Consider the following 16,937-nt stretch of genomic DNA (forward strand, 5'->3'; position numbering starts at 1 on the left):
ATATCCACTCTGGAAATTGTCTGTTAACGACGGTCGACCGTCGTTAACAGGTGAAACCGCGCGAAAATCAATACTGGCTTAAAAGAGCTCGAGTACGCTGACCGGCGGGCGGCCGATGCGGGCCTGCGCGCCGTGCACGACGATGGGGCGTTCGATCAGACGGGGATGGGCGGTCAGGGCGGCGATCAGGGCAGCTTCGTCGAGCGCCGGGTTGTCGAGGCCGAGTTCGGCGTATTCGGCTTCGCCCTTGCGCATCAGGTCGCGGGCGCTTTTGAAGCCGAGTTGGGCGATCAGTTCGGTCAGTCGGACGGCATCCGGCGGGGTCTCCAGATACAGCACGACCTCGGCGTCGATGCCTTTTTCTTCAAGCAGGGCCAGGGTTTCGCGCGATTTTGAACAGCGCGGGTTGTGGTAGATCGTGGTCATGTCTGCCTCGTAAAAAAGGGCGGATCAGCCGACGAAGCGCATGGAGAGGTCGAGCGCCTTGACGTCCTTGGTCAGCGCGCCGACCGAGATGCGATCGACGCCGGTTTCGGCGATACCGCGAATGGTTTCGAGGGTCACGTTGCCGGAGGATTCGAGCACGGCGCGGCCGGCGTTCAGGTTCACAGCGGCACGCATCATGTCGAGCGTGAAGTTGTCGAGCAGGATCATGCGGGCGCCGGCGTTCAGGGCCTGCTGCAGCTCGTCGAGGTTTTCGACTTCGACCTGGATGAATTTGCAGCGGTCGGCGGCTTCGGCAGCAACGCGGGTTGCGGCGGCCATGGCCTGGGCGATGCTGCCAGCGGCATGGATATGGTTTTCCTTGATCAGGATGGCGTCCCACAGGGCCAGGCGATGGTTGCCGCCGCCACCGGCGCGGACCGCGTATTTCTGGGCAATGCGCAGGCCGGGCAAGGTCTTGCGGGTGTCGACCACCTGCGCGCGGGTGCCGGCGATGGCGTCGGCGTAGATGCGCACTTTGCTGGCTACGGCAGACAGCAGTTGCAGGAAGTTCAGGGCGCTGCGCTCGGCGGTGAGCAGGGCGCGGCCATTGCCTTCGATGGTGCAGAGCAGCTGGTTCGGCGCGATGCGGTCGCCATCAGCGACCTGCCAGGTGACGCGGGCGTCCGGGTCGAGGCGGGCTACGCAGGCATCGAACCAGGCGGTGCCGCAGGCGACGCCGGCTTCGCGGGAAATCACGGTGGCGTTCACCTGACGGTCGCCCGGTACCAGGCTGGCCGTCAGATCGCCGGCCCCCACGTCTTCAGCCAGGGCGGCCGCCACGTTGCGGGCGATTTCTTCAGCGAGCGGGTAATCGAATTCGACGGTCATGGCAGGTCCGATCCAGGTGACGGAAAAAGAAGACAAAAAGGGACGGGTGAAACAAGGGGGCGCATTTTACCGCGTGTCGGCGGTGCTGACCCAGGCATTGAACTCGCGGCGTGCAGCATCGATGACTTCACCGGCCACCAGGCCGATCGGCCCGATGCCCTCGGCCACCAGCCGGTCGGCTGCCGCGCCGTGCAGATGCACCCCGGCGAGCAGGGCGGCATCGGCCGGCCAGCCCTGGGCCAGCAGGCCGGTGATCAGGCCGGTCAGGACATCGCCCATGCCGGCTGTGGCCATGCCCGGATTGCCGGTGGGATTGACCCACCAGCGCCCGTCGACCGTCGCCACCACCGTGCCGCACCCTTTGAGCGCAACATGGCAGCCGTAGCGTCGTACCAGCGCCTGCGCAGCCTGGATGCGGTCGGCCTGGATTTCGCGCACGGTGCAGTCGAGCAGGCGTGCCGCTTCCGCCGGATGCGGGGTCAGGATGGCCGGGGCGACCCGGTTGTACAGGTTGCCCTCAAGGCGGCCATCGCTGGCCAGGATGTTCAGGGCGTCGGCATCGAGCACCAAAGTCAGCGGGCATTTCAGCGCCTGTTCGACCAGGCGTACGGCTTCGCCGGAGCGTCCGAGCCCGGGGCCGCAGGCGAGGGCGACGAGATCGAGCGCCTGTAGCAGGGCATCGGCGCGGCGCAGCATGAGTTCCGGCTGCAATGGATCGACGGTGGGGGCATCCGGATCAAGCAGGCCGCCGTAAACACGGCCGGCGCCGATCTTGAGCGCAGCACGGCTGGCCAGCAAGGCGGCGCCCAACATCGAGCGGGCGCCCCCCAGAATGCCGACGCTGCCGAAGCTGCCTTTGTGGGAATTCAGTCGGCGCGGTTTCAGATGGCGGGCAAAATCGGCCCGGCTGAGGCGTCGACCGTCGGGCAAGCTGTCGCTGAGGTCCAGATCGAGATCGGCCACGCTGAGCGCGCCACAAACATCCGGCCCGTCGCCGGTGAGGAGGCCGGGCTTGAGGGCGATGAAGCTGATCGTGTGCGTGGCTTGAAGCGCGGCGCCGGGCAGGGCGCCCGTGTCGGCATCCAGCCCGGAGGGGCAGTCCAGCGCCAGCACCGGGCAGGCGCAGCGCGTGGCGGCCTGATGGGCGCGCTGGATGGCATCGGCGTAGCGTCCGTCCGGTGCGCGCTTGAGGCCGATGCCGAACAGCCCGTCGATGATCAGGGACCAATGCGTCTCGGCCGGAAAATCATCGTGCTCGACCACACCGGCACCGAGTGCGCGCTGCCGGGCGGCGGTGGCATCGGCCGGTTGTTGTGCCGGCGTGCCGATAAAGCAGAGATGCACGACGAGACCGGCGGTGTGCAGCAGGTGGGCGGCTTCAAATGCATCGCCGCCGTTGTTGCCGGGGCCGGCGAGGATCAAGACCGGCTGGCGACGGTCGACGATCAGGGCGAGGGCTTTTTCAGCGGCTGCCGCACCGGCGCGCTGCATCAGCGCCAAGCCGGCAAAGCGGGCTTCGATCTCGCGCAGGCGGGCGGCGCGGTAGAGCGGATTCAGTTCGGGCAGGTTCGGGTCGGTCATGATCGACGGCGCTCCTTCGGTATCTCAAGTCAGGGCGGCGCGGGCCAGGCGCAGGGTGGTCGCATGAATGCGCACGGTATCGTCGATCTGGCGGGCGTAGCCACCGGCCATGGCGATGGCGAGTGGCAGGCCGAGCTGGCGGCAGCGCCCGATGACGCGCCGGTCGCGTTCGGCCAGTCCCTCGAAGCTCAACGCAAGGCGGCCAAGCCGGTCGTCCTGATACGGGTCAGCCCCGGCCAGGTAGAGCACGGCATCGGGTCGGGCGAGGTCGAAGGCCGTATCGAGGGCGTGGTCGAGCTGAAGCAGGTAGGCGGCGTCGCTGCAGCCATCCGGCAACTCGATGTCGAGGTCGCTCTGCTCCTTGGTGAAAGGAAAGTTGCGCGCGCCGTGCATGGAAAAGGTGAAGATGCTGTCGTCACCGGCCAGGATGCTGGCCGTGCCGTTGCCTTGGTGCACATCGAGATCGACGATCAGCACCCGCCGGGCCAAACCTTCGGCCTGCAGGGCGCGGGCGGCGACGGCGGCATCGTTGAAAATGCAGAACCCTTCGCCCCGGTCGCGGAAGGCGTGGTGGGTGCCGCCGGCCAGGTTGGCCGCAATGCCGTCCTCGAATGCGGCACGCGCCGCGGCCAGCGTGGCAGCGGCGGAGCGCCGGGAGCGCTCGACCATGCCTGGGCTCCACGGGAAGCCGATGGCTTTTTGCACCTTTTCCGGCAGTTGACCGTCGGACACGGCGCGGATGTAAGCCATGTCGTGCGCCCGGGCCAGTTCTTCATCCGTGGCGGCGGGCGGCAGATGGAAATCGGCAGGCGAAAATTCGCCGCAGTCGAGCAGGGCCTGGCGCAGGCGGGCGTACTTCTCCATCGGAAAGCGATGGCCTGCCGGCAAGGGCAGGACAAACACGTCGGTATAGAAGAGACGCACGCCGGAGCAAGCCCTGAACGGGGTGGATTTAGTTCAGCGTGGCCGACAGCTTGCGACGATATTCGCGGACCAGATCGTCGTGCTGTTCGCCGGAAAGGGCTTCGAAGAGCTTGAGCAGGGCCTGGCGGCCTGCACCCTGCTCGTAGAAGCGGTCGCGGCTGACCACTTCCAGCGCGGCGTCGAGCGCCTCGCGGAAACGGCCTTGCGCGGCGTAGGCAGCAGAGAGTTCCAGGCGGGCGGCGTGGTCGTCTGCATTGGCAGCCAGGCGGGCTTCCAGCGGGGCGACATCGGCAGCGCCGTCGAGCAGGGCGAGGCGGGCGCGCAGGGCGTTGGCGCGCTCAGCCTGATCGGCGTAGTCGCCGCCCAGCAACTGACGGGCTTCGTCATTACGGCCCAGCTGCATCAGCACCTCGACGGCATCGAGCTGGATGGCCTGGTCCTGCGGATTGGCCTGGCTGGCCTGCACGAGTACGGCAAGGGCTTCGTCCAGACGGCCTTCGGCGACCAGGGCGGCGGCTTCTTCGCGCAGATTGCCACCTGCGTCCGGCAGGGCGATGCGATCGAGAAACGCGCGGATTTGGCCTTCCGGCAGGGCGCCATTGAATTCATCGACCAGCTGGCCCTGATAGAGCACCTTGACCGACGGAATGCTGCGCACGCCGAAGTGCTGGGCGAGTTCCGGGTTCTCGTCGGAATTCACCTTGGCGAGCAGGAAACGGCCTTTGTATTCCTCGGCCAGCTTTTCGAGCAGCGGCTTCAGAACCTTGCAGGGTTCGCACCACGGCGCCCAGAAGTCGACGACGACCGGCACCTGCATGGCGGCTTCAAGCACCTGGGTTTGAAAATCCTGGAGGGAGACATCAAAGGAAAACTGGGACATGTTCGGGCTTCGCTAGGTCAAAGGGAATGGGCCGAATTCTAACGCCGGCGGGCCGCGAAGGGGATGCCGGATGCACGGGGAAGAACGATCAATTCAATTTTCGTCTGCGGTCGACTTGGGAAAATGCCTGCTTTTCGGCTATCATTCTGCTTTCCCGCAGCCTGTCTTTCCATGACCAAATACGTTTTCGTTACGGGTGGTGTCGTGTCCTCCTTGGGCAAAGGCATCGCCGCCGCGTCGCTCGGGGCCATTCTGGAATCCCGCGGCATCAAGGTTACCCACCTCAAGCTTGACCCCTACATCAACGTTGACCCGGGCACGATGAGCCCGTTCCAGCACGGTGAAGTCTTCGTCACGGACGATGGCGCAGAAACCGACCTGGATCTCGGTCACTACGAGCGCTTTACCAGCGCCAAGATGAGCAAGCGCAACAACTTCACGACGGGTCAGGTCTATGACTCCGTGCTGAAGAAGGAACGTCGTGGTGAGTATCTGGGCAAGACCGTGCAGGTCATCCCGCACATCACCGACGAAATCAAGATCAAGCTCAAGGCCGGTGCCGAAGGCGCCGACGTGGCCATCGTCGAAGTCGGCGGTACGGTCGGTGACATCGAGTCCCTGCCGTTCCTCGAAGCCATCCGTCAGATGGGCATTGAAGAAGGTCGCAACAACACCTGCTTCATCCACCTGACCCTGCTGCCGTACATCCCGACGGCCGGCGAGCTGAAGACCAAGCCGACCCAGCATTCCGTCAAGGAACTGCGCGAAATCGGTATTCAGCCGGACATCCTGCTCTGCCGTGCCGACCGCTCCATCCCGGTTGAAGAACGCCGCAAGATCGCGCTGTTCTGCAACGTGATGCCGGAAGCTGTCATCGAGTGTCTGGACGCCGATTCGATTTACAAGATTCCGGGCATGCTGCACGAGCAGATGCTGGACGAGATCGTCTGCCACAAGCTCGGCATCCTGGCCAAGGCGGCCGACCTGACGATCTGGGACAAGCTGATCGAGTCCATGGAAAACCCGGACAATGAGGTGCGCATCGCCTTCGTCGGCAAGTACGTCGATCTGACCGAGTCCTACAAGTCCCTGATCGAGGCGATCAAGCATGCCGGTATCCATACCCGCTGCAAGGTCGAGATCGAGTACATCGATTCTGAAAACATCGAGAAGGACGGGACCGGCATTCTCGAACGCATGGACGCCATTCTGGTTCCGGGCGGCTTCGGTCGACGCGGTACGGAAGGCAAAATTGCCGCCATCCGCTATGCCCGCGAAAACAAGGTGCCGTACCTCGGCATCTGCCTCGGCATGCAGATGGCCGTGGTCGAATTTGCCCGCAACGTGGCCGGTTTGCAGGATGCCCATTCCACCGAATTCGTGCAGGACACGCCGTTCCCGGTGATCGGCCTGATCACCGAATGGCACGATGCCTCCGGCAAGGTCGAAAAGCGCGGCGAAGATTCCGATCTGGGCGGCACGATGCGCCTGGGTGCGCAGCTCTGCCTGCTCAAGGATGGCAGCAAGGCCCGCGAGATCTACGGCGCGCCGGAGATCACCGAGCGTCACCGTCATCGCTACGAAGTGAACAACACCCTGCTCAGCAAACTCGAAGAGAAGGGCCTGGTCGTCTCCGGCCGTGCGCCGGGTACCGACCTCTGCGAAGTGGTCGAACTGCCGGCCGATGTCCATCCGTGGTTCGTCGCCTGCCAGTTCCATCCGGAATTCACCTCCAACCCGCGTCAGGGTCATCCGCTCTTCTCGTCCTACGTGAAGGCCGCGCTGGCCAACAAACAGGGTAAGCACTGATGAAACTGTGTGGTTTCGAGGCTGGTCTTGACCAGCCTTTTTTCCTGATCGCCGGTCCTTGCACCGCAGAATCCGAACAGTTGTGCGTCGATGTCGCCGCACACATGAAGGACGTCTGCGCCCGCCTCGGCATCCCGTACATTTTCAAGGCTTCCTACGACAAGGCCAACCGCAGCTCCGGCAAGTCCGTGCGCGGTCCCGGCATCGATGGCGGCCTGAAGATTCTTGAGGCCGTGCGCGCTCAGGTCGGCGTGCCGGTGCTCACCGATGTGCATGATGCGACCGACGTCACCCAGGTGGCGAGCGTGGTCGATGTTCTGCAGACGCCGGCCTTCCTGTGCCGTCAGACCGATTTCATCCATGCCGTGGCTTCCTGCGGCAAACCGGTGAATATCAAGAAAGGCCAGTTCCTGGCGCCGGGCGACATGAAAAACGTGGTCGATAAGGCCCGTGAAGTGAATGGCGGCGCCGACAATATCATGGTCTGCGAACGCGGCGCTTCCTTCGGCTACAACAATCTGGTGTCCGACATGCGCAGCCTGGCAATCATGCGCGACACCGGTTGCCCGGTGGTCTTCGACGCCACGCACTCGGTGCAGTTGCCGGGCGGACAGGGCACGTCTTCCGGCGGTCAACGCGAATTTGTGCCGGTTTTGGCGCGTGCTGCCGTGGCCGTCGGGATTTCCGGTCTGTTCATGGAAACCCATCCGTGCCCGGAAAAGGCCTTCTCCGACGGCCCCAATTCCTGGCCGCTGGACCGCATGGAAAGCCTGCTCGCGACGCTGGTTGCCCTCGACAAGGCCGCCAAGGCTGCCGGGTTCGAGGAGTTGAAGTGAGCCAGAAAGGCTACATCGTCGCCGAGGTGAAAGCCCATGACCTCGAGGCCATGGCCCAATACCGCGCCTTGTCTACGGCTGCCGTGCAACAGTACGGCGGCCGTTTCATTGTGCGCGGCGGGGCTTCGGAAATCCTCGAGGGCAAATGGTCGCCGCCGGAGCGCATGGTGGTGGTCGAGTTCGATTCGGTCGAACAGGCCAAGCGTTTCTATGATTCGCCCGAGTATCAGGCAGCGCGCAAAGTGCGCGAAAATGCTGCCCAAATGAATATGCTGGTCATTGCCGGCGTTGAGTCTTAACTTTAAGTTTTCTTTTCAACCTTCTGATCAATAAGGAAGAAACATGAGTGCTATCGTTGATGTCGTTGCCCGCGAGATTCTGGACTCCCGCGGCAACCCGACTGTTGAAGCCGACGTCCTGCTGGAGTCTGGCGTCATGGGCCGTGCTGCCGTGCCGTCGGGTGCCTCCACCGGCTCCCGCGAAGCCATCGAACTGCGTGACGGCGATGCTTCCCGTTACCTCGGCAAGGGTGTCATGCAGGCAGTTGAAAACATCAACACCGAAATCTCCGAAGCCATCATCGGTCTCGATGCTCAGGAACAAGCCTTCATCGACCAGACCATGATCGAGCTGGACGGCACGGACAACAAGTCCCGCCTCGGTGCCAACGCCATCCTGGCCGTCTCCATGGCGGTTGCCAAGGCCGCTGCCGAAGAATCCGGCCTGCCGCTCTACCGTTACTTCGGCGGCATGAGCCCGATGCAGATGCCGGTCCCGATGATGAACATCATCAACGGTGGCGAGCACGCCAACAACAGCCTGGACATCCAGGAATTCATGGTGATGCCGGTTTCCGCCAACACCTTCCGCGAAGCCGTGCGTTGCGGCGCCGAAATTTTCCACGCGCTGAAGAAGCTCCTGGACAAGAACGGCCACTCCACCGCCGTCGGTGACGAAGGCGGCTTTGCCCCGAACCTGGGCAGCCACGCCGAAGCCCTGCAGCTGATCATGCAGGCCATCGAAAACGCCGGTTACGTGCCGGGCCAGGACGTCCTGCTCGCCCTCGACTGCGCCGCTTCCGAGTTCTACAAGGACGGCAAGTACAAGCTGGCCGGTGAAGGCCTGGAGCTGACCTCCGCCCAATTCACCGACTACCTGGCCAACCTGGCTGATCAGTTCCCGATCGTTTCCATCGAAGACGGCATGGCCGAAGGCGACTGGGATGGCTGGAAGCTGCTGACCGACCGCCTGGGCGACAAGGTTCAGATCGTGGGCGACGACCTCTTCGTCACCAACACCAAGATCCTGAAGGAAGGCATCCAGAAGGGCATCGCCAACTCCATCCTGATCAAGATCAACCAGATCGGTACCCTGTCCGAAACCTTCGCCGCCATCGAAATGGCCAAGCGCGCCGGCTACACCGCCGTGATCTCGCACCGCTCCGGCGAAACCGAAGACAGCACCATCGCCGACATCGCCGTCGGCCTGAATGCCGGTCAGATCAAGACGGGTTCGCTGTCCCGCTCCGACCGTATCGCCAAGTACAACCAGCTCATCCGCATCGAGGAAGATCTGGGCGATACCGCGTCCTACCCGGGCCGCGAGACCTTCTACAACCTGCGCTAATCGGCACAGGGCATGCGCTGGCTGACGGTCGGCCTTCTCGCACTGATTGGGCTCCTCCAGTACCCGCTCTGGCTGGGTAAGGGGGGCTGGCTCAAGGTATGGGATTACGACCGTCAGTTGCAGGTCCAGAAAGACGCCACGCGTCAGCTGGAAATCCGGAACGCGGGCCTCGATGCCGAAGTCCGCGATCTGAAGCAAGGCTATGAAGCCATTGAAGAACGTGCCCGCTTTGAGCTGGGCATGATCAAGCAGGACGAATCCTTCGTCCAGATACCGGAAAAGACGTCCGGAAAATAAGCCTCCCACGCTGTCGACCGTCGCCGAATTCCTCGGCTAGAATCCCTCTCAGGAAGGTCCCCAGACAGCGCGCACAAGGAGGTTGGCATGCTGCTCAAGACTGGCGATACGGCACCCCTGTTTTCACTCCCGGATGCCGACATGGAGATGGTCGATCTCGCTGCCTATGTGGGCAAGAAAGCCATCGTCCTCTTTTTTTATCCCAAAGATGGCGCCCCGTGCTGCACACGCGAGGTGACGGATTTCTCGGACCACGAGACGGATTTCCTGCGCCAGAATTGCGTGCTTTTCGGGATTAGTCGGGACGATTGTCTTAAACACGCGGAATTCCGCGACAAGGAAGGCATCGGGCTCGAACTGTTGTCAGACGCCGAAGGCGAGGTCTGCGCGCAATATGGCGTCTGGCAGGCCCGTGAGGTCGATGGTGTCCAGAAATTCGGGGTCAGCCGCTCGACCTTCATCATCGATACGGCAGGGTGCATCCGGCATGCGCTCTACAACGTCAATTACAAGGGCCATGCCATGGAAGTGCTTGGCCTTGTGCGGGCCATGCAGGCCTGAACGGCACAACGGCCATCGCGCGGGATGGCCGTTGTTGGGTTGCCGGGGGGGTGATCAGGTTACGCGGATTGATCGTCCGGGCCGGATGGCAGCAGGAAGTTCAGCAGCACGGCGAGGACGCCGCACAGGCTGATGCCCTGCAGCGAGAAGCTGCCGATATGCACGCCCAGACCACCGATGCCGGTCACCAGCGTGACCGAGATGATGCACAGGTTGCGCGGGCTGGCCAGGTTGACCTTGGCATCCATGAGCGTTTTCAGACCAATGCCGGCGATGGAGCCGAACAGCAGCACCATGATGCCGCCCATGACCGGCATCGGGATGGTCTGGAGCAAGGCGCCAAATTTACCGACGAAGGCCATCAGAATGGCGAAGCCGGCAGCCCAGGTCATGATGGCCGGGTTGTAGTTTTTGGTCAGCATGACTGCGCCCGTCACTTCGCCATAGGTGGTGACCGGCGGGCCGCCGAACAGGCCGACGACGTTGACCGCCAGACCATCACCGAGCAGGGTGCGATGCAGGCCGGGACTGTCCGTGTAGTCCTTGCCGGAGACCGAGCCGATGGCCAGGATGCCGCCGACGTGCTCGACGATGGGCGCGATGGCCACCGGGATCATGAAGAGAATGGCGGCGAGGTTGAATTCCGGCTTGCCGAACTCGGGCAGCGCGATCCATGCCGCCTCGGTGACCTTGCTGAAATCGACAATGCCGGCGAACAGCGATGCGATGTAGCCAACTGCCACACCGACCAGAATCGGAACCAGTTTGAGCAGGCCCTTGGCGCGAATGGCGGTCAACATCGTGGCGAGCAAGGAAATGGCCGCAATGGCGATGGCCGTTTCGTAAGGCACCACCTGAGCGTCACCGGCCTTGCCGGTCGCCATGTTCACGGCCACCTGGGCCAGACCCAGGCCAATCACCATGACCACTGGACCAATCACCACCGGCGGCAGCAGGCGATGGATAAAACCGACGCCACGCCATTTCACCAGTGCTGCGGCCACGTAATAAAAGAGGCTGGCTGAGGCCAGGGCGCCCAGCGTGGCCGGCATGCCCCAGGTTTGCACCGAGTAGATGACCGGTGCGATGAAGGCAAAACTGGAGCCCAGATAAATCGGCACCTGGCGCTTCGTGCAGATTTGGAAAATCAGGGTACCGATGCCGGCACCCAGCAGCGCGAGGCTGGGATTGAGCCCCGTCAGCAAGGGCACCAGTACGGTTGCGCCAAATGCGACAAACAGAATCTGGGCGCCTGAAAGCGCGGTGCGCCAGGTCGGCTCAGGGTGCGTGGAAGGCAGGTTCATTAGGCCTCCTTGGTGCCGAAAATCTTGTCGCCGGCATCGCCCAGGCCCGGGATGATGTAGCCAATTTCGTTCAGATGGCTATCGACTGCAGCCGTGTAAAGCTGCACATCCGGATGCGCTGCCTCGAGGGCGGCAATGCCTTCCGGTGCGGCGACCAGGACCAGGGCCTTGATGTGCTTGCAGCCGTTGCGCTTGAGCATGTCGATGGTGGCGATCAGGGAGCCGCCGGTGGCCAGCATCGGATCGATGATCATGGCCAGACGCTCTTCCAGTTGACCGACAAAACGCTCGAAGTAGGGTTCCGGCATCAGGGTGTCGTGATTGCGGGCAATGCCGACCACACTGACTTTGGCGTTCGGAATGAGGTCGAGGCAGCCATCAAGCATGCCCAGTCCAGCGCGCAGAATGGGTACCACGGTGACTTTCTTGCCTTTGATCTGATCAATTTCAACCGGCCCGGCCCAGCCGGCGATGGTGACTTTTTCCATTTCGAAATCGGCGCAGGCTTCATAGGTCAGCAGGCGGGCGATTTCGGCGGTCAGTTCGCGGAATTTTTTGGTGCTGATCTCGCCTTCGCGCATCAGGCCGATCTTGTGTTTGACGAGGGGGTGTTTGAGTTCAATGACCGGCATGGCGGGTCCTGGCAGGTAAGGGTTTCGACAGCGCGAAGGGTAGCCGATTCCCGCTTGCCGCGCACGCTCGGGAAAACCACAATTGCACGCCTCAGGGCGTGCTCGGGAGGTAATGCCGGACCAGGGCCTGCAGGCGACCATCCTTGCGGATTCGCGCCATGGCGGATTCCAGTTTGCTCAGGATTCTGGGATCGGTGCCCAGACTGACACCAAACCAGTAATCATTGCTGTCATCGACGAGCAGGGCGGGCACGAGCGCCTGGCTGTCCATGCCATTTTGCCGTGCGTTATACATCGCCGCCCAATCGAGGGAGAGCAACAAGTCAAAGCGCTGGGCCTTGAATTTTTTCATGTTGCGCGCATCGTCCTGGGCGGGATCGAGCTGAACGCCGACTTCGAAGCCTCGCGCCAGCAGGAAGTTCATGGCGGCGGATCCCTGGGCCGTACCAATCATGTACGCCGTGGCGTCGTCGAGCGATTTGAGCTTGATATCCGTGCGCGCTGCCTGCCGGTATAAATAAATGCGTCGCTTGCTGATCGGCCCGATCCAGTGGAAAAGTGCTTCACGCTCCGGCGTACGGACCAGGGAATAGAGGATCTTGTTGGGGCCTTGCTGCGCCTGTTGATAAGCCCGCGCCCAAGGCAACAGCGTTTTGCTGATGGTCAGTCCGCTTTCCTTGGCCAGCAGGTCCAGGACTTCACTGGAAAAGCCGATTACCTTGCCGTCCTGCTCATAGTTCAGCGGGGGCAAGGATTCAGTCAGCGCCTGCAAGGGAGGGAGTGCCGCCGAGGGCTGGGCCAGGACACCGGCACAACACAAGAAACAGGCAAGCCCTCCAAAGAGGCGATGAAAGCGGGGTCGCACAATACGCATGGTAGGGTGCATCTTAGCGTATTGTGCGCCGCTTCATCCTGCTTGGTCGCTTAAAACCCGATCCGCATACCGAGCCGGAGCGTGCGGGGTTCCAGCGGGTGAATCAGGCGACCGGCAATGCCATCCGTGCCACAGGCGCCACTGGCTTGCTCGTTTCGGGTACAGGCATTGCCCCAGTATTCGATGTCGTTGGCCTTGCGATTAAAGAGATTGAGCACATCGAGCGTGAACTGCAGGTTACGGTCGACGCGATAACCGGCTTTCAGGCTCGCCATCAGGAAGGGCGTCGATTTTTGCGTCCCGGTCTCCTCCAGCGCATAGGCGCCGAGGTAGCGCAGGCGTACGCCGCCAAACCACTTGCCCCCCTGATCCGCAGTCAAGCCGAGCGAGGCGGTGAGCGGAATGGCGTTGGGTACGTGGCGCCCGCCATTGTCGACATTGGCATCCTTGAAACGTGCCTTTGACCAGGCAAGATCAGCATCGAGAATCCAGCCGTCAACCGGTACGACATGGTTCGACCACTCGATACCGTGACGCCGGGAAGCCCCCTTCGGCTCCGTCACCCCCTCGTCGCCGATAAAGACAAGCTCCGATTCGAGATTCATTTGCCAGACGTTGAGGTTGCTGTGCCAGCCCGGCAAGGGGGTCGCTCGCATACCGAGTTCGTTGCCGCGTGCCCGGACGATCAGCGGTACCGGCGTGGCGGTACTGCCATCCTGAGGGTTGATGCGTGCCGTCGCGCCCCGCGCATCATTGCTATGAAAACCCCGGCCGGTATTGGCGTAAAACTCGGTTTCACCCAGGAGCTGGAATGGCCCGAAAACCAGGCCCAGTTTAGGGCTGGTCTGATGTGCGCCCTCCTGGCCGCCATTCTCCATGTTGTTGGCGCCGCCCAGCGCTGTGGCGCGGGCTTGGATCTGGTCATGCCGCAGGCCAATCTGAGTCCGGAACCAATCGGTCCATTGCGTACGGGCGTCGATATGGAGGCCCAGGTTGCTCTGCAGCACGCGATCCTCACGGACGGTGCGGGTGCGTTGGCGATTCTCCGTGCTGTACAGCCCCACCTTACCGATCCGGTCCTGGCGGAACTGCAGGCCGAGGGTCAATTCGGTATCCCGCCAGTTCGGGCCGAGCAGCCAGCTGCGGCTGGCCTGGCCGCCCCAGAGTGTGCGCTGGTCGGCCTGCTCGTGCTGGTCGCCCTGCGCGCCGCTGATGAACCCGGAGGGGGCCGAATAGAGGTTCAAACCATAGTCGACGACATACAGATTGAGCTTGCGCGCGCCATCCGCCTCGGTGCGTGCCCAGTCGCCGGAGAGGCTGTAGCGGTGGGTCTTGCCGCCATCGTTGGGGGAAAGGGCACCATAACGGGGGATTTCTCCGCTGTCGATGGCACGCGCCGGCAGATGCTCGGTGGCGCGCCAGCGGGCCTCATACAGCATGCCGGTCAGGGCAAAACCGTTGGCTGCCGTACCCGAACTGAGGCGAACCACCCCGTTGGTTTTCTTCAGGTGTTCTGCCTGATCCCAGGGGCCGTCATTGCCGGCCACTTCCAGCGCCCCGAGCAGGTTCATGCCGTTGAACGCATGGCTGCCGGCGCTGAGCAGGCGACGATAATTGCCTTGCCCCAGACTGAGGTCGACAAAGGCTTGATCCAGCTTGCGTACATAGTCGATGCGGGCCGCACCTGCGGTGGCGAAATCGCCATCCTCCGCGGCATACACGCCTTTACGGTATTTGACGTTGCCGATCAGTTCCGGGATCAGATAATTGAGATCCATGTAACCCTGACCGTGTGCATGCGTCACCATGTTGGCCGGCATGCCCATCACGTGCGTCGCGAAATCGCTGCCGTGATCCAGATTGAAACCGCGCAGAAAGTATTGATTGGCTTTGCCGTCACCGGAGTGCTGGGTCACCATCATGCCGGGCACGACCTCGAGAACTTCCGCCGGGCGCAACAAGGGACGATTGGCCAGTTGTTTGGCGGTAACGGTGCCCTCGCTGGCCGAGTCGGCAATGCCGGTCAGATTCTGGCTGCCGCTGGTGACCGAAACTTCCTGCAAGGTGGGAATGCCGGCGGCGTGCGCATGGCCCAGGCAGGCTAGGGCAGCGGCAACCAGGGTGGGGGTGAATGAGCGGTAAATCATCAGCTTGTTCCAACAAGGACCGTCCGCCCGGCATTCACTGCGGCACACAAGGGAACTTGTGCACCCGCAGCCTTCTGCATCCCCGCAGACGGTCTGTTTTAAGGCATCGGCAGCCGTTGACCGCCGACCTGATCACGACAGGCCGGTCTCCGGGCTGGCAGGCGCATCGTTCAAAACGATGCCGGCAATATCGCCTTCCCGGGCGTATCTGACACGTAACACCCAGTGGCCGGTGCCTTGCTCTAGAGGCAATCACACCATGATATTGCTTTGTCCTGCTTACCGTTGCGGGGGCAGCCAGGGCTTTGCGATCAACGCGCACCCTGTTCCCGTTTCACCTGGATACCGGGGTATCCAGGAACCTGTAGCGAGGTTTCGCCGCCGGTATTTCCCGGTAGCGAGGCCCGCACTGTATCAGGATCGGGCATGTTTGCCCATGCCGATGCAATGCCGTGCTTCAGCGCGAGAGATGCAGATTGAACCAGGCGGCGGTGCGCAGGACCGGGTCTTCACCCGGCGTCAGGAGGTGGCATTCATGGGCCACGGCGAGATGGGGAAAGGCGCGCTCCGAGGCTGTTTTTGCCGGCTCGTCTCCGGTATCGAGCAGCATGCAGAGCGGTGCCGCCAGCAGTTTGAGGGCCTGCAAGCCGGCCCGATCGATCAGGCCGCCATGACAGGCCAGTGCCTTGACCTGGGTGTCACGCTGCGCTGCAGCACGGAGCGCGGCCGGTGAGGCGTCGCCGGACGCGAAAATCGCCAGCGGCAGGGACTCGGTATCGCCATCGTGGCGCAGCATGTCGAGCAGATCCAGCAGGCGCTCGGTCAGTTTGGGCACGTTCTGGGTGGCATCGGCAAAACGGCTTTCCTGGGCTGTCAGCAGTTCCATGCTGCACACCGCGAAATGGCGGGCGGCGAGATTGGCCGTGATCCAGGCGTCGACCGGTGCATGATGCGCACGGGCCAGCAAGACCAGCCCGCGCGGCTGATCCGGCAGATCGAGACTGCCATGCAGGGAACCCAAGGGGGTGTTTCGAATCAGGGTGCGGTTCATGATTGCAGGCGAATGGGGATGCGGCGTGCGCCGAACGCCTGGCCGGCATGCCCGAGTTGCGCGCCAAAGCGCCCGGCCAGCGGGGTTTGGCAATGCGGGCAGGTGCCGTCGGCAGTCAGCGCATAGTCCTGAATTGTATAACCGTCACGGCGGATCAGCGTTTGCGCGCAGTGTGGGCAGTGCGTCACGCCGCCTTCCGGATCGCGCACATTGCCGAGATAGACATGCTGAAGGCCGGCTTCGCGCGCCAGTTGGCGAGCGCCTTGCAGGGTGGCGAGGGGCGTGTTGGGCCGGTCGCGCAAGCGCCAGTCGGGGTGAAAGGCGGTGAAATGCAGCGGAATGTCCGGGCTCAGCGCTTGCGCAATCCATTGACTCAGCGCACGAATTTCGTCCGGACGATCGTTGAGGCCGGGAATGAGCAGGGTGGTGATTTCCAGCCAGCATGCAGTGTCGTGATGCAGGTAGCTCAGCACATCGAGCACGGGTTGAAGACGGCCGCCACACTGACTTCGGTAAAAATCATCGGAAAATGATTTCAGATCGACGTTGGCCGCATCCATCCGGCTAAAAAACGCCCGGGCCGGTTCGGCGTGGAGATAGCCGGCGGTGACCGCCACGTTACGGATGCCGCGAGCGCGGCAGGCCTCTGCCGTATCCAGCGCGTATTCGGCAAAGATCACCGGGTCGTTGTAGGTATAGGCCACGCTGTCAGCCCCGTGGCGCACGGCAGCGCTGGCAATCGCCTCGGGTGTGGCGCTGTCCATCAGGCGATCCATGTCGCGGGCGCGCGAGATATCCCAGTTCTGGCAGCATTTGCAGGTCAGGTTGCAGCCCGCCGTCCCGAAGGAAAGCACGCTGCTGCCGGGATAAAAATGATGCAAGGGCTTCTTTTCAATGGGGTCAATGCAGAAACCGGAGGAACGCCCCCAGGTCGTCAGCACCATCCGGCCATCCTGGTGCTGGCGCACGAAACAGGCGCCGCGCTGGCCGGGGTGCAACTGGCAGTCACGCGGACAGAGATCGCACTGGATGCGCCCATCCGCCAATGCATGCCACCAGCGCGCGGGATGGGCATCGGTGCCGCCGGTCATCGGCGAGGTC

The 16,937-nt window shown here is 62.9% G+C and carries 17 protein-coding genes and 1 riboswitch; of the genes, 6 read left to right on the forward strand and 11 right to left on the reverse strand.

Going from position 1 to position 16,937, the window contains the following annotated elements; translation table 11 throughout:
* Window positions 1–78: 78 nt before the first annotated feature.
* The 5 genes from arsC to AACO21_RS12250 all read right to left on the reverse strand — a co-directional run bounded on the left by arsC (window position 79) and on the right by AACO21_RS12250 (window position 4,699).
* Entirely contained in the window at window positions 79–426 is a 348-nt protein-coding gene (arsC, locus tag AACO21_RS12230; protein WP_346192804.1) for an arsenate reductase (glutaredoxin), read from the reverse strand.
* 24 nt (window positions 427–450) lie between these two features.
* Entirely contained in the window at window positions 451–1,314 is an 864-nt protein-coding gene (nadC, locus tag AACO21_RS12235) for a carboxylating nicotinate-nucleotide diphosphorylase (RefSeq protein WP_346192805.1), read from the reverse strand.
* 66 nt (window positions 1,315–1,380) lie between these two features.
* The gene (locus AACO21_RS12240) at window positions 1,381–2,895 is read right to left on the reverse strand and encodes an NAD(P)H-hydrate dehydratase (RefSeq protein WP_346192806.1); all 1,515 of its coding nucleotides are present in this window, start codon (window positions 2,893–2,895) and stop codon (window positions 1,381–1,383) included.
* Window positions 2,896–2,919: 24 nt separating this feature from the next.
* The gene (locus AACO21_RS12245) at window positions 2,920–3,819 is read right to left on the reverse strand and encodes a histone deacetylase (protein WP_346192807.1); all 900 of its coding nucleotides are present in this window, start codon (window positions 3,817–3,819) and stop codon (window positions 2,920–2,922) included.
* A gap of 28 nt (window positions 3,820–3,847) precedes the next feature.
* The gene (locus AACO21_RS12250) at window positions 3,848–4,699 is read right to left on the reverse strand and encodes a tetratricopeptide repeat protein (RefSeq protein WP_346192808.1); all 852 of its coding nucleotides are present in this window, start codon (window positions 4,697–4,699) and stop codon (window positions 3,848–3,850) included.
* Between the two features lie 171 nt (window positions 4,700–4,870).
* On the opposite strand from AACO21_RS12250, the gene AACO21_RS12255 reads away from it, so the two are divergent.
* The 6 genes from AACO21_RS12255 to AACO21_RS12280 all read left to right on the forward strand — a co-directional run bounded on the left by AACO21_RS12255 (window position 4,871) and on the right by AACO21_RS12280 (window position 9,828).
* Window positions 4,871–6,508, forward strand: coding sequence for a CTP synthase (locus AACO21_RS12255; RefSeq protein ID WP_346192809.1), 1,638 nt, complete (start codon window positions 4,871–4,873; stop codon window positions 6,506–6,508).
* Window positions 6,508–7,344 (forward strand): 3-deoxy-8-phosphooctulonate synthase, encoded by an 837-nt coding sequence (kdsA, locus tag AACO21_RS12260; RefSeq protein ID WP_346192810.1) that lies wholly within the window; start codon window positions 6,508–6,510, stop codon window positions 7,342–7,344. The genes AACO21_RS12255 and kdsA overlap by 1 nt, the downstream gene beginning before the upstream one ends.
* Window positions 7,341–7,643 (forward strand): DUF1330 domain-containing protein, encoded by a 303-nt coding sequence (locus tag AACO21_RS12265; RefSeq protein ID WP_346192811.1) that lies wholly within the window; start codon window positions 7,341–7,343, stop codon window positions 7,641–7,643. Before kdsA ends, AACO21_RS12265 begins: the two co-directional genes overlap by 4 nt.
* A 43-nt stretch (window positions 7,644–7,686) precedes the next feature.
* Entirely contained in the window at window positions 7,687–8,970 is a 1,284-nt protein-coding gene (gene eno, locus AACO21_RS12270; protein WP_346192812.1) for a phosphopyruvate hydratase, read from the forward strand.
* Window positions 8,971–8,982: 12 nt separating this feature from the next.
* Window positions 8,983–9,267 (forward strand): cell division protein FtsB, encoded by a 285-nt coding sequence (ftsB, locus tag AACO21_RS12275; protein ID WP_346192813.1) that lies wholly within the window; start codon window positions 8,983–8,985, stop codon window positions 9,265–9,267.
* Window positions 9,268–9,357: 90 nt separating this feature from the next.
* Window positions 9,358–9,828, forward strand: coding sequence for a peroxiredoxin (locus AACO21_RS12280; RefSeq protein WP_346192845.1), 471 nt, complete (start codon window positions 9,358–9,360; stop codon window positions 9,826–9,828).
* Between the two features lie 59 nt (window positions 9,829–9,887).
* On the opposite strand, the gene AACO21_RS12285 is transcribed toward AACO21_RS12280, so the two are convergent.
* The 6 genes from AACO21_RS12285 to amrS form a co-directional block, all read right to left on the reverse strand.
* Entirely contained in the window at window positions 9,888–11,132 is a 1,245-nt protein-coding gene (locus AACO21_RS12285; protein WP_346192814.1) for a uracil-xanthine permease family protein, read from the reverse strand.
* Window positions 11,132–11,764, reverse strand: a complete 633-nt coding sequence (upp, locus tag AACO21_RS12290) for a uracil phosphoribosyltransferase (RefSeq protein ID WP_346192815.1) — start codon at window positions 11,762–11,764, stop codon at window positions 11,132–11,134. The genes AACO21_RS12285 and upp overlap by 1 nt, the downstream gene beginning before the upstream one ends.
* Window positions 11,765–11,855: 91 nt before the next feature.
* A complete protein-coding gene (locus AACO21_RS12295; RefSeq protein ID WP_346192816.1) occupies window positions 11,856–12,638 on the reverse strand; it encodes a transporter substrate-binding domain-containing protein in 783 nt (260 codons plus the stop codon).
* Window positions 12,639–12,688: 50 nt separating this feature from the next.
* Window positions 12,689–14,785 carry a TonB-dependent receptor gene (locus tag AACO21_RS12300; protein ID WP_346192817.1) on the reverse strand — a complete coding sequence of 699 codons (2,097 nt, stop codon included), beginning with the start codon at window positions 14,783–14,785 and terminating at the stop codon, window positions 12,689–12,691.
* 122 nt (window positions 14,786–14,907) lie between these two features.
* Window positions 14,908–15,166: riboswitch (cobalamin riboswitch) on the reverse strand.
* Window positions 15,167–15,242: 76 nt separating this feature from the next.
* Window positions 15,243–15,836, reverse strand: coding sequence for a hypothetical protein (locus tag AACO21_RS12305; RefSeq protein ID WP_346192818.1), 594 nt, complete (start codon window positions 15,834–15,836; stop codon window positions 15,243–15,245).
* Window positions 15,833–16,927 carry an AmmeMemoRadiSam system radical SAM enzyme gene (amrS, locus tag AACO21_RS12310; RefSeq protein WP_346192846.1) on the reverse strand — a complete coding sequence of 365 codons (1,095 nt, stop codon included), beginning with the start codon at window positions 16,925–16,927 and terminating at the stop codon, window positions 15,833–15,835. Before amrS ends, AACO21_RS12305 begins: the two co-directional genes overlap by 4 nt.
* Window positions 16,928–16,937 lie beyond the last annotated feature (10 nt).

The organism is Dechloromonas sp. ZS-1, from assembly GCF_039649255.1.
In the GTDB taxonomy this organism is placed as follows: Bacteria; Pseudomonadota; Gammaproteobacteria; order Burkholderiales; family Rhodocyclaceae; genus Azonexus.